The sequence below is a fragment of the Rubripirellula tenax genome, from assembly GCF_007860125.1.
GTDB classification, from domain to species: domain Bacteria; phylum Planctomycetota; class Planctomycetia; order Pirellulales; family Pirellulaceae; genus Rubripirellula; species Rubripirellula tenax.
Window position 1 is genome coordinate 197,091 of sequence record NZ_SJPW01000002.1, and the last position, 13,130, is coordinate 210,220.

The window sequence follows — 13,130 nt, forward strand, 5'->3', positions numbered from 1 at the left end:
ACATCCGAATCGAGCCTCACACGATGAAGAACAACCACCGAATCTGGATTGCAACAATCGCGATCGCTGTTGGCGTCACGGTGTATGCCCAGCGTAGGCCGCGCGGCGGTGGAGGCGAAGCTTCACTTGCACAACCGTTTCGCGGCGTGGTCGCCGACGGCAAAGTGGAAACGGGTTTGTTCAAGATCGAATCGAGCGGCGTCAGCACAAAACCGGTTGTCGATGCGGCGCTGGCGCTGCTGGATGGATTGAGTGAATCGCAGCGGAAGCGAACCACGTTTCCCGTCGATGATTTGGAATGGCGAAAGTGGGACAACCGACACTTTTACAAACGACAAGGCGTCGGTTTCGACGAAATGGACCAAAAACAGCGAGATCTCGCGTTCGGACTGTTGCGATCGAGCTTGAGCGCCAAGGGACTTAAACTGTCTCAGGACATCATGAAGCTGAACGGGACGCTTGCAGAACTGGCCAACAACTTCGACGAGTATGGCGAGTGGTTGTACTGGATCACGATCATGGGCGAACCATCGGAAACCGAGCCCTGGGGATGGCAAATCGACGGACATCATCTTGTCATCAACTACTTTGTCGTGGGCGACCAAGTCGTGATGTCGCCGGTTTTTATCGGCAGCGAACCCGTTCACGCAACTAGCGGAAAGTTCAAGGGAACCGTCGTCATGCAAACTGAGCAAGACATGGCGCTCGCGTTCATGAGGTCGCTCGACACGGGGCAACAGAATGAAGCCACGTTGTCAGCCGTCAAAGATGGCAATAACGCGTTGACGGAAGCCTACAAGGACAACGTCGACTTGGACTACGCCGGATTGGTTGCCTCGAAACTAGACGAATCCCAACAGGAATCATTGCTGGCGGTGATCGGCCAATACGTTGGCAACATGGATGACGGGCACGCGAAAGTGAAGATGGACGAAGTTCGTGAACACCTCAACCGCACCTATTTTGCCTGGATCGGCGGCACGACCGCGGAAAGCGTCTTCTATTACCGAATCCACAGCCCGGTCGTGTTGATCGAATTCGATCACCAACGACGCGTCGCCCCCATGCGGTCACAAGATCCCAGTCGCGACCACATCCACGCGGTCATTCGCACACCCAACGGCAACGACTACGGAAAAGACCTGTTACGACAACACTACGAAACCCATCACCATGAACATGATCACGGACATGTTCATTCCGAGAAGTAGTTCTGTCTTGTCCTTTGTAAAGCGACGCATTTTAGAGTCACAGGCACCGTTCGAGTTGCCAGACTACGGTGACTCCGCTTTCACTTTCTTCGGCGCCCGCGGCTTTTTGGCTTTGGGGGGCGAAATGTTGTTGTGCGCCGGGATCGGGCTTTCATAGCCCGCATAGGCTTCCGGTTTGATGCCACGAGCATGGGTTTGATTGCCGAAAGTGTTGGGTTTGAACGGTCCGACGAATGCAATGTTCAAGTCCGACGTGATGGCGTCTTCCAGTCCGATCGCCCAGACGATCCCATTGACCATCAACCGGCGATAGCCTTCGTTGGTCAGGTCTTCCGGAGTCCCATACAACGAAGTAAAGACTCGCCCCACTTGCCCCGACTCGGACCTGTAGGTGCGAGTCCATTCCGATGGCATCGGCGACTGTGTCGTGGAAGCGGGCGAATCGGGAGTCATTCCATCAAGCGGTTGAGCTATCGTCAGGATATCGCCGTCCGTCGGTTTGCCGACATAGCCACCCGCTTGAACCCACACGTCATCAACGCCGTGTAATATCGGATGGTTTGCCATCGCTTCGATGATGGTGATGCGAGTGCTTTGTTGGTGATTCTTGCCGTAATGGCCGACCCAGGTTTGCCCCAGCACTTGATGACCGAAACCAAACTCATAGTCCGGCCCCTTCGCATCGAAGGAATACTTCGCATACGGTCGATCTTTGGGAATCTTAAATCCGTGGGTCGAAGTCCGCATACCGACCACCGGCCCGCCTCGTTTCAAATAGTCATCAAAGTGTTTCATCTGTTCTTCGGGCAGATCTTGGAAACGCAAAAAGACAACCGCCAAATCGGCTGTCTCGAGCGCCTCCATTCCTGGAATGTTCGATGGCGTGCCTGCTACGATTTCTCCGCTTTTCGGATCGATATTGAATAGCACCGTGCACTTAAACCCATGGCGTTTGGCAAGGATCCTGGCTAACGCAGGAAGCGACTCTTCCGAGCGATATTCATGATCACCCGCCAGAAAAACGATGTGCTTGCCGTGCCCGAAACCCTCGGCACCTTCATAAACCAGCGACTCGGCCGCGCCGACATTCGCAAAGCCCAGCAGTGAAGCGAATAAAGCAAACGCAAATTTCACATTTCGTTCTTGTGAATTGTTGTTCATATTCAATCAACTTTTTGATCGTGTTAGCAGTTAAGGTTGAAAGGTATCAGTGCGGAAAGGATATGCCGGCAGCCCTGATGCGTTGACCAAGTTGACACTCGGCTTTCCCGAGAATGCGTAGCGGACATACAAAGGGTGGCTCAGCCCATCATTGCTTAGCACCACAGCCTCTCCCTCAATTGCTGCGCTCGCAGCAAACCAATTCTTGGAATCGTCGGCCAACCAGAATCCCGTGGGTGGCTTGCCGTCCGAAGTCGTTAGCCCATCGGCATGTTCGAAGTGGACCGTGATGCGACCAGGTGCGGTCACCACCTGGCTTACCACCGGGCCATCGGCTTCGACTGCTTGCCCGAGCGTGTCACGCGCGGCCAGCAGCGCCAACCGCTTTCCGATGGGAAGCTTGTCCTTCGGATGAACGTTTTTCGTTTCTCCCAGGTCGATGCTATTCGACACACCAGTACCGGGGAGCTCTCGTACTTTCAATTGCGATTCTCGCATCCATGCCCACGAGTGTGCGATGGGGTTCTCGGGATCCTTTGACGGGCCTGAATCGAGTGCCACACCAAACCCGGGCATCATCACCACAAGAACATGCAAGTCGTCGCGATTCCATTCCTTTCGATATCGGGTGACCCACTGCTTGAGAACGTCGCCATAGATCAACATGCCCGAATTGCGTGAAAACCATGGCGAATCCACCATCCCAAACATCGACTGAGTGTTGCGTTCGCCTTGGTACCAAACCAGCCCTCGGCAAGCGAATGGAACTAACGGTTTCATCATCGCGTTGTAAAGAATATTGGGCTGGCGACGCAGAAACACATCGTCTTGATTGCTCCAGGGCTTGGTACCCGCCAAGATGCTTTGAATCTTTTGCTTGGTCTCGTCGTCTGCATCAAACTCCTGCATCACCGTTTTGAAGTGCGGAACCGATTCGGTCATGCCACGCGGCATCCAAGCCTCGATGGATGAACTACCCCAACAAGAAAGAATGATGCCAACCGGCACATCATCGGACTGTTGCAAAAAATGAGCAAATGCGAATGCCACCGCACTATTGGGCGGGCCGACTTCCCAGTTGCCTTCACAGCTCTCTTGTTCTGTAAACGAAACCGTTCGATTGACTTGAAAGCCGCGAATCTTTTTTGCTTCTGGCACCAAGGCGGCAATCTCCTTCACCGCCTGAGTCCCCATCTGCATGTTGGACTGCCCCGAACAGATCCAGACTTCACCCACCAGCAGATCTGCGATCACGATCTCATCACTGTGCTTTGTGCTAGAAACCGTCATGTCACGGGAATCAACATTCGCTTTCAGTGGATCCAAGTCGACACGCCATTTGCCATCGCCGTCAACCAAACCCGACTTGGACTGTCCGGCAAAAGCAACGGTCACCGTAGCACCCGGATCTGCTTTCCCCCAAACGGGAACCGGCATATCGCGTTGCAGTACCGCATGATCGGTGAAGAGCGAACCGAGTTGCAGTTCGCCATACGCCGGTTGCGACATCGCAACAGCAAACAGCACGGCGAAACGAAAACACCGAACCGGTCGACGGCTGGCTTGGCTGGTTCGCATGATAGTTTTCGGGTGTAAGCGATTGATGTTGATGACTTCGACACGTTGACAAACGATCAAGGCGTTTCCGACCTCCGCCCGGCACTTGTTCACAATGCGAGCACTTCGGTGAAGTAGGCTCCACCCGCACGATCGTTCTCGTCGTAGAGGTACGTCACAAGATCGGTCGGGCCAGCCGGCAGATCGATATCGAAGATGACTTCCGTACTGCCCTCGACCACTTCTTTTGTTAACTCACGGCCAGCGATCACAAGGGTCGCACGCACCGCTTTGATTTCTGCACCCGCTTCCTTGGGCAATTGACGCAGAGTCAATCGGTAGCGTCCCGCCGTCTTGACGTCGATCTTCCAAGGCCCTGTTGTTTTGGGCAGCTTTCGAATCGAACCGAAGTTCCACGGAGGGTTGCCCGATGGCATATACCAGTCTTGCGAACAAAGAACGGTTGGGTTTTCTACGGGATTGCCGACATCGATCCGAACGGGCGTCATGCGTGGCGAGACAGCGTCCCAAAAGGGCGAGTAGTGCTTCATCAACCGCGATACGATTTCGGGATGTTGCGCCGCGACGTTGTGCTGCTGTGCCGGATCAGCCTTCATATCGTAGAGCTCGTCCTGGTTGATCAGTCGCCAGTTTTTCTCCAACACGCAGGTGTCATTCCACGGTTGAGGCGATTCGCGAAAGTAGGCTCCACCTTGGAATTGAACAATCAAGTGATCCCGATGTGGCTTGGCCTGGCTGTCTGTCAATTGACTGGCAAACGAAATGCCATCGGGATTGTGCGTGGGCGGAACATCGACTCCGCACAATTCGGCTAGTGTCGGCAGCACGTCGATGTGCCCGGCCAATGCATCAACGTCAAAGCCACCCACGAGACCACCGACCGGCCAATGAACAAAAAACGGAACCCGATGCCCGCCTTCGTAAACCGAAGACTTTTTCCCTCGCATGCCCGCGTTGAATCCTCGACTTGGTTCTGAGTCCAATCCTTTGAATTGCCCTCCGTTCGCAGTGCCGTTGTCGGTCATGTAAACCAAGATCGTATTGTCCGCCAAATTCAGATCGGCCAGCCTTTTTCGAAGTAGAGATAGGTTGTGATCGAAGTTTGTGATCATCCCGTAAAAGTTCGCACCGCTGCCCCACGTGGCAACCTCGCCGTACGGGCGGCTCCATTTTGGATCGACGATGTAGGGACCGTGGGGAGCGTTGGTCGCAAGGTACAGAAAGAACGGCTTGGTCTGATTTTCTTCGATGAAGCGAATCGATTCCCGAAACCAGACGTTGGTGCAGTAGCCTTCGAACTTTTCAAACGCACCGTTTCGTTCATAAGTATCGTCGAAGTAGTCGTTACCCCAAAAATCAGAAGCCTGGCCAACGCCGCCACACCGATGCCAAACGACGTTTTGAAAGCCGCGATCCTGTGGGCGATGGGGCGAGTTGTCACCCAGGTGCCATTTGCCAACCATACCGGTAACGTAACCAGCGTCTGCGAAAACATTGGCAATGGTCCGCTCGTCCGTATGCATCATCGTGCGACCACTGCTGGTCCGATAAGCACCGGTGCGACCGGGATATCGCCCCGTCATCAGCGCCGCACGTGTCGGTGTGCAAAAGGGACTGACATGAAAGTCCGTCATTCGAACCGACTCGGCGAACAACCGGTCGAGATGCGGAGTCTTGACGATCGGATTGCCATGACAGGCCAAGTCACCGTAGCCCTGATCGTCCGTCATGATCAATACGACGTTGGGACGCTGCGGCTGTTCCGCGGTCGCGTGAAAAAGTGGCAACAATCCCAACAAGAAGCCGATTATCGACATTCGAATCCGGAGGCTGGTCAGCGAGTTTTCCATAAGTTGATTTCGTCCAGATCGTTCATGCCGTCGCCTCCGGCCGTGCTACGACCTCGCGATACGTCGGCTTCAAGTTGCTTGAGCAGCCTTTCGGCGACTTCGGGCTTTGATGTGTAAAGGTTGTTTGTTTCACCAGGGTCAGCGTCCAAGTCGTAGAGCTGTGCCACAGGACTGTCCTTCGCCGCGTCTTTTTCCGTTGGCTTGCTCCAACCTCCCGACGCCTTCGCTAGGCAAAGTTTCCATTGGCCCAATCGGTACGCAAAGTGACCGCTGAACGAATGATGAACAACACCGACGCGCGTCGAAACAATCGGGTTGCCCTTGAGTGCCGGAACGAAGCTGACGCTATCCTCGGCCGATCCTTCGGGAAGCGATTCGCCCAACAGTTCAGCGCATGTCGCGAACAGATCCGTCAAGCAAATCGTCTGGTCGCTAGTCGATCCCGAAGCAACCTGGCCAGGCCAACGCACAATGAATGGAATTCGATGTCCGCCATCCCAGATATCCGCCTTCGAACCACGTAAATGTGCACTCGGAAAATGTCCGTGGTCTTGCAGTTGTTTGAAGTTGGCGACCTTCGAACAACCATTGTCGCTGCTGAAAATCACCAACGTATTGTCTCGAAGACCGTTCCGATCGATCGCCGAAACGATCTCGCCAAAGCCCGCATCGGTTTGCATGACGAAATCTGCGTAAGCGTTGATCCCGCTTTTTCCTTGCCACTGTTTTGACGGGACAATCGGCGAGTGGGGTGAACCCAACGGCACATACAGAAAGAACGGTTGATCGACAGCCGTCGTGGCTCGCTCGTCGATGAATTCGACCGCTTTGCGAGTCAGACGCGGCAACATGTTGATTTCGTCATCGTGAGCGATCACTTCATTATCTTCGATCACTGCTTTCATGTCGCGAGCGTGATGGAAACCGTGGAAGTAATCGAATCCTCGGCTGTTCGGGCCATCCGGGATCTTGCTGCCGACACCCGCTAGAGTGTTTGTCTTGCTTCGTTTCAGCGATGCACCCGTTACGGAATCCGTGTATTGAAAATTGAGGTGCCATTTCCCAACGATCCCTGCGTGATAGCCATGGGACTTCAAAAACCCCGCCACGGTTGGACGCCCCTCGGCGATCAAACAAGGCTCAAAACCCTGCACCACACCCTTTTGCAACTTCGATCGCCAGCTATAACGCCCGGTCAACAAACCGTAACGCGTCGGCGTACAAACGGATGAACCGGAATGAGCGTCGGTGAACGTCATTCCATCCTTCGCGAGTGCATCGATGCAAGGCGTCGGAATTTTTCCTCGTTCGGGGTTCAGGCACTGGACATCGCCATACCCGAGATCATCACACAGCACGACCACAATGTTGGGTTTGTCAGCCTCGGCGAACCCACAAACCAGAAGGGCGAGACCGATCGCGATCGAGCTTGATAGGTGCCGCTTAGCAGCCTGTTGAAAACGGGGTCTGACCCTTTGGAAACGTTGCTGAAACATTGTGAATTCGAAACGCCGGAGAGGGTCAGCCCCCTTTTTCAACAGGCTGTTAGTCATGCTTGCGATCATCGATGGTCAAACCCTGTAGTAAACGCGTGTCCCGGTAAACGTGTCGTCTTGTTCGCGAACATTTCAGCGACCGAAAATCCGATCCCAAACCATTTCGTGCTGGTTCAAGAATGATCTTATCGGATCGCTGGCTGGGCCGATTCGTCGTAGTGCTCCGCCGACGCCACACTTTCCAGGTAGCCTAGCGAAACCAGAAACGCCACGCTGTCCTTCATGCATTGGTTGTACGGAGTTGTGTCCTTTGTCTTCGGGCGAAAGAAGGCTCCATTGAAAAAACCATGCCCTTGGCCTTCAAAGGGTTTCAAGTCACACCGATTGCCAGCCTCGGTCATCAACCCGGCGAATCGTTCTGCATTCTCAAACGGAACCGTGGTGTCTTTCGTTCCATGCAGTAACAACGTTGCCACGATGCCAGGTCGGATGTGATGGCACGGCGATAGGTCGGTCTTTCGTTGTTCATCAAATCGGGCCGACCCATATCCATTTTCCGTCGTATCGAGAACGGGATTGAACAGGATCATCGCGTTGGGAACCGAGCTAATGGAAACGTCTTCCCCATCGCCGTCAAGACCTACGATCACGCCCGTACAAGCTGCAATATGGCCGCCCGCGGAACCTCCCGAGGCGACAATCCGATTCGGATCAATTCCCAGTTCGGCCGCATGTTGTCGAAGCCAGCGAATCGCCGATTTTGCATCCTCAACCGCCTGAAAGGGAGTCGTTCCGTTTCGACTTTTGACACGGTAATCGGCAGAGATTGCGACGAGCCCTCGCTTGGCAAAAAAGTCGGCCTGTTCGTAAAACTGAGACGCCGTTCCGCCATTCCAACCACCGCCAAAGAAAAACACGATCGCGGGAACCTTCGCGTCTGCTTTGTGATTCACGGGATCGAAAACGTGCAGTTTCAGTGCGACATCTTTGATCTTCTTGTAAGTCACTGTTCGGGTCGGTGTGATCTCAACAGCCGACGCTTCCCCGGGCAAAAACAGGCCAAGCAGAATCGCTACAGCAATCGTCTTGATGGCTTCGTTCATGAAACTGTTCCGTTTAATTGTTTAGAACTTGATTTCGATTTTGTCCAGAATCGGTTTCGATAGATTCTCGGTTGTGTCCTTGATCTTGATCTCGAACTGAAACCCATATCCATCTGGCAACTGCGACAAGTCCAACGTTGCGGGTGTCCTCGCAATTTGTTTTGCGAAACCGGGAATGTAGTCGTAGCTTTCTTTCACTGCGGACCAATCGCTCCACTGATCGATCGTGTGATCGTTGTCGGTATCGACGCCGACGCGAACCTGGACGTCTTCGACCCAAGGCCCGGGGCTGACAAAGTCCATGGGCTGTTGCGTCGCCAAATAGAACTTACCTTCCGCAAACATGACGTCGGGATCGGGGTGCCCTTTTCCGACATTGCCGCACCATGTGAACGGTTCGGTGATGCTTGAAGATGTGAACCAACCGACGCTCATCGACTTGCTGTCGGCCGGATCATAGTCACAGAACAGGTAGTACTGGCCACCGATCGAAATCGCCGCCCAATCACCGTAAGCATTTTGCTCGGGTTCGTGGATCTGATACTCAGCAATGTTGGTCTTAAATCGTTCTGGGTTTTCCTTCAACCAATGCGGATGCTTGTAAGTCCCCGTCTCGCCGGTCGGTTTCGTGCGTTCATCCACCGGTGGGGCAAGCAGTTTGAAGTCTTGAATGCCATCGGGACTGACCGCGTGCGCCGCAAGAGGCGAATCCCATGCATGACGTTGTGCATTGATCGGACTCCAGTCTTCCACGATCAAGTGGAACTTTCCGTCCAGGTCACGAATGATCGCGCAGTCGGAACCGTGCGTTGGATCGTCGTAGGCCATTCCTTTGTTTTCACCGGGAACACCATCGAACATATCGGCATCGACATAGACGTGGGGATCCTGGTCATTGGGAAAGTCGTAGTAAAAATACGCTTTACCGTTGGCGTACTCGGCCGTCGTCATCCATGCGGATTTCTTTTCCGTGATCGCGCCGTGATGCACCCAGTTGACCATGTCTTTACTTTGCCACGCGTGGTAACCACCTAACCTTGGCTGCAGTCCGCCCGGTGCATCGAACTGATTCGGGAATCGTGTCGTTTTCAACGGAACGTCAAAGCCTTCGAGCGTTGCCGATTCGGGCACGAAGGGAGGTTGCTTGGACGTATCGCCTCGTTTGCGTCCATTTCCATAGCGACCAAACATCCAGTAGTTATCCGGCCCAAGACTCAACATCACCGGAGCATCGCCCAGGTTGGTTGGACCAAGGTCATCGGCTTGTTCCCAGTTTTGCCAAACAGCAGACTGAGTCACCGTGATCGACTTTGCCGATCGTTTCTCGTCAAAGGAGTTGAGCTTGCTTTGCAAAGCTGCCGTTTGCCCGGTCGGCACCGCCATTCCGTCCTGAATTTTCACGTCAGACTGGCTCGCCATTCCGTCGACCCAATCGGACTGGCTATCCACCGTCCAAGCGTTTTGGGCGTTCGCAGTCGAGACGAGGCTGCACAACGAAACGGCGACGATCGAGCTAAGGAAGTATTGGTTCATTGAATCAATGTGGGGTTGGGATGATGCTGTTCTTGGTCGGTCACGATTTCGAATACCCAAGCATGTTCGGTGGTGCCTAGATCCGCGGGTGGCGTGATCTGTAAACCAGACGACGTCATCGACCAGAGCACGGATGATTCGGAACCTAGCAAGCGAACCGAATGCACCTGTTTGGCGTTCCATCCGGCGGCACCACTAACGGTGAATCGCCCGGCGGGTTTGGCTAGCTTGATCGCGTACAGGCTCTTGTCCCTGGTAGTGAACGCGAGCTGCTCGTCCTTCTGCTCGCTCTCTTTCCAATAGCGGGTACCGTAGATCGCATCGCCGTTGATTTTCAACCAATCACCCATCGCACGCAGTCGCTCGACCTGTTCGGGAACCAGCGTGCCGTCGGCTTTCGGGCCGATATTGATCAGAAAGTTTCCGTTGCGGCTAATCACTTCAACCATTTCGTGAATCACCCTTTCGACCGACTTGTATCCGTCACCTTCCAAGTAACCGAAGGAACTGCCGAACGTCGTGCAGCTTTCCCATTTGGGACCGATCACTTTCAGTTTCAAATTGTCTTTTTCTAAGCATCCGACACCCTCGGGCCAATTTCGGTTACCACCCTTGTTGTTCAAATAAACGTCTTGACCACGCGCAGCGGCATCGTTCATGAAGTCGGTAATCATTGACCGGCATTGATCGTAAAAGTACCGCACCTCTGGCTTGAAAACTTGGGGACTCTTCCGCGTGTCATTGCCATCACGCGTGAAGATCGGCACATCGTCGATCCACAAAAAATCGGGCTGGTACTTGGTTTGAATCTCTTTCCAACGGGCGACGTAGTCGTCGACAAAGGCCTTGTCGAGACGGAATGGGCCGTACAGTGAAGCGGCTTCGGGAACGCGACGAATCTCTTCGGCAACATCGGACCGCGGTTCGCTGTGAACGACATACAAATCGTTGGCAAAGAAACCGGTATGACGTTCACGATGATACGACGGAGCGTACTTCAGTCCACGTTTTCGCACCGCCGTGCCCAAGTCGCCCACGAGATCCCGCTTGGGGCCTTTGTCGGCCGCGTTCCATGGGGTGAGATCCGAATCCCAATTGGCCCAACCGTCGTGGTGCTCGGCGGTCAGCACGACATACTTGGCCCCCACGTCGGCGAACAAGTCCGCCCAGGCATCGGGATCCCAATTTTCGGCTTTGAACTCCGGGATGATGTCCTTGTAACCGAACTGCGGTGGAGTCGATCCCCAGCGCTTTTGCATGTACGGATAATAGTGATCCGGTTCAGCGTACAACAGTTTCGGCACGTGTTCGGCATAGCCACGATTCCCCTTCTTATAACCGATGACGCTGTACGGTCCCCAGTGGATGAAGATGCCGATTTTTCCATCGTCGAACCAAGCCGGCACCGGCATCTTTTGAAGCGATTCCCAACTGCCGTCATACTTCGCACTCGCCGAATCTTGCGCCCAGGAAGACGCGGCGATCAACAATGACAACAAAACGCAAACAAGAGAAAGCGGTCTTAAAAAATACATGAAGCAAGATCTCGTAGAGTTCAGTGGATGGCAACCGTTATTGCTGAGCTTTCGCCTGCTCTCTAGCTTTTCTTCGTTGAGCGGCGCGGCTTGGCTTTTCACTGGAATTCGGCTGAGGCTGTCCACTCATCTTCGCTAGGTCTTTCTCCGATGGACTGCCACCGAACTGTTTGAAATACAGTTCTTGAAAAGGATTGATTTTTACCGGCATGACGTCTTCATTCACCATCAACGGTTGAATGTCGTTCCACCACGCGTCGTATGCGGCACGCAGTTGGGTCACGATTTCAGGATGTTGGTCGATTACGTTTTTTGTCTCACCGGGATCGGCTTTTAAGTCATAAAGCGCCGTGTTTTCAACCAACGAAAAACGCGAATTTTGGATCGCTGCTTTGCTGTACTTCGATTCCGCTACCGTTCCCTTTTTCCAGCGTCCGGTGTGATGCACTAACGTCCGGTCGGTCCATTGGGCGCTTGGGTTTTTCAATAGCGGAACCAGACTGCGACCTTCGGCTTGCTCTTGCATCGCAGGCGTCAATGTTGCTCCAACGATTTCGGCCAACGTGGTGTAAAGGTCTAGGTGCGCGCTAAGAGCGTCACACTTTTCGCCTGCAGGAATTCCACCAGCGGGCCAGCGGAAGAACGTCGGCGACAAGGTCCCGCCTTGCGTCACCGAATTCTTACCACCGTTCAACCCCGAATTAAAAATCCGTCGACTAATCCCGCCACCGTTGTCGGTGCCGATGTAAATCACCAATGTGTTGTCTTCGATGTTCCAATGCTTCAGTTTCGCCAACAGCTTGCCAAAGTTTGTGTCGATGTTCTCGACCATCCCGAGATACTTTGCCAGATCATCACTGATGTTCGGCTTGCCCGCGTAGTTGGCGCAATACTCATCGGGCACGACATGGGGTCCGTGGGCGGCATTGAGCGAGACGTAAGCAAAGAACGGTTGGTCACCCTGGCGTTTCGCATCGATCCACTTGATCGACTGCTCGAAAAACAAGTCGGTGCAATAGCCTTCGGTTTTTACGAACGTACCGTTATGCCACAACGTCGGATTGATGTTGGTGTTTCCGGGTGCGTCGCCGCACGAACCGGGAAACGTTTGCCCGATACCACCAGCACCGTGAATGTACACTTCATCGAAGCCGCGACTCTCGGGCCGATAGGCTTCTTCATCACCCAAATGCCACTTGCCGAAGATGCCGGTCGTATAACCCGCGGTCTTCAGCATTTGCGGCATCGTGATCGTGGCCAAACTCATTCGCTCACGTTCTAGAATCGTGTGCGTCACACCATTCTTAAATTCGTGGCGACCACTCATCAATGCCGCGCGACACGGGGAACACGTGGGGCTGACGTGGAACTGCGTGAACAGCAAGCTTTCCTTCATGAACGCATCGACCGATGGCGTCTTCAAGATAGGATTGCCGAGACAGCCATAGTCTCCGTAGGCCAAGTCGTCGGGCATCACGATGATGATATTCGGCTTGGCGGGCGGAGTGTCCGCAATCGCAACACTCGCTGCGACGATGAGCAACGAGAACGCAGAGAGAAACTTATTCATGGATCAAGTAACCGGTTGAGGTTGCGGGCGGGACGCTGCGTCGGTCAGCGCACGAAAAGACTCTCATCCATCTTAGCAAACCGGATGTCCCAT

9 protein-coding genes are annotated in these 13,130 nt (G+C 54.0%); 1 reads left to right on the top strand and 8 read right to left on the bottom strand.

Annotated features, from left to right (window positions below; genetic code table 11):
- The first annotated feature begins 23 nt into the window (after positions 1–23).
- Positions 24–1,211, top strand: coding sequence for a DUF3500 domain-containing protein (locus tag Poly51_RS06525; RefSeq protein WP_146455595.1), 1,188 nt, complete (start codon positions 24–26; stop codon positions 1,209–1,211).
- A gap of 63 nt (positions 1,212–1,274) precedes the next feature.
- Here the strand turns inward: Poly51_RS06525 and Poly51_RS06530 are convergent, their stop codons facing one another.
- The 8 genes from Poly51_RS06530 to Poly51_RS06565 form a co-directional block, all read right to left on the bottom strand.
- Positions 1,275–2,372, bottom strand: a complete 1,098-nt coding sequence (locus Poly51_RS06530; protein WP_146455596.1) for a ThuA domain-containing protein — start codon at positions 2,370–2,372, stop codon at positions 1,275–1,277.
- 30 nt (positions 2,373–2,402) lie between these two features.
- Positions 2,403–3,950, bottom strand: a complete 1,548-nt coding sequence (locus tag Poly51_RS06535; RefSeq protein WP_222435804.1) for a sialate O-acetylesterase — start codon at positions 3,948–3,950, stop codon at positions 2,403–2,405.
- A gap of 89 nt (positions 3,951–4,039) precedes the next feature.
- Positions 4,040–5,800, bottom strand: a complete 1,761-nt coding sequence (locus Poly51_RS06540) for an arylsulfatase (RefSeq protein ID WP_246114308.1) — start codon at positions 5,798–5,800, stop codon at positions 4,040–4,042.
- Complete coding sequence (locus tag Poly51_RS06545) at positions 5,785–7,296, bottom strand: sulfatase family protein (RefSeq protein ID WP_146455598.1); 1,512 nt, start codon at positions 7,294–7,296, stop codon at positions 5,785–5,787. The genes Poly51_RS06540 and Poly51_RS06545 overlap by 16 nt, the downstream gene beginning before the upstream one ends.
- Positions 7,297–7,481: 185 nt before the next feature.
- Complete coding sequence (locus Poly51_RS06550) at positions 7,482–8,399, bottom strand: alpha/beta hydrolase (RefSeq protein WP_146455600.1); 918 nt, start codon at positions 8,397–8,399, stop codon at positions 7,482–7,484.
- A gap of 21 nt (positions 8,400–8,420) precedes the next feature.
- A complete protein-coding gene (locus Poly51_RS06555; protein WP_146455602.1) occupies positions 8,421–9,932 on the bottom strand; it encodes a hypothetical protein in 1,512 nt (503 codons plus the stop codon).
- Positions 9,929–11,467 (bottom strand): alpha-L-fucosidase, encoded by a 1,539-nt coding sequence (locus Poly51_RS06560; RefSeq protein WP_146455603.1) that lies wholly within the window; start codon positions 11,465–11,467, stop codon positions 9,929–9,931. Before Poly51_RS06560 ends, Poly51_RS06555 begins: the two co-directional genes overlap by 4 nt.
- Before the next feature lie 37 nt (positions 11,468–11,504).
- Positions 11,505–13,037, bottom strand: coding sequence for an arylsulfatase (locus Poly51_RS06565; RefSeq protein WP_146455604.1), 1,533 nt, complete (start codon positions 13,035–13,037; stop codon positions 11,505–11,507).
- Between the last annotated feature and the right edge of the window lie 93 nt (positions 13,038–13,130).

Coding starts and splice junctions, on each gene's coding strand:
- Poly51_RS06550 (WP_146455600.1), bottom strand. CDS start 8,399: ATGAACGAAGCCATCAAGACGATTGCTGTAGCGATTCTGCTTGGCCTG.
- Poly51_RS06555 (WP_146455602.1), bottom strand. CDS start 9,932: ATGAACCAATACTTCCTTAGCTCGATCGTCGCCGTTTCGTTGTGCAGC.
- Poly51_RS06535 (WP_222435804.1), bottom strand. CDS start 3,950: ATGCGAACCAGCCAAGCCAGCCGTCGACCGGTTCGGTGTTTTCGTTTC.
- Poly51_RS06565 (WP_146455604.1), bottom strand. CDS start 13,037: ATGAATAAGTTTCTCTCTGCGTTCTCGTTGCTCATCGTCGCAGCGAGT.
- Poly51_RS06545 (WP_146455598.1), bottom strand. CDS start 7,296: ATGTTTCAGCAACGTTTCCAAAGGGTCAGACCCCGTTTTCAACAGGCT.
- Poly51_RS06525 (WP_146455595.1), top strand. CDS start 24: ATGAAGAACAACCACCGAATCTGGATTGCAACAATCGCGATCGCTGTT.
- Poly51_RS06530 (WP_146455596.1), bottom strand. CDS start 2,372: ATGAACAACAATTCACAAGAACGAAATGTGAAATTTGCGTTTGCTTTA.
- Poly51_RS06540 (WP_246114308.1), bottom strand. CDS start 5,800: ATGGAAAACTCGCTGACCAGCCTCCGGATTCGAATGTCGATAATCGGC.
- Poly51_RS06560 (WP_146455603.1), bottom strand. CDS start 11,467: ATGTATTTTTTAAGACCGCTTTCTCTTGTTTGCGTTTTGTTGTCATTG.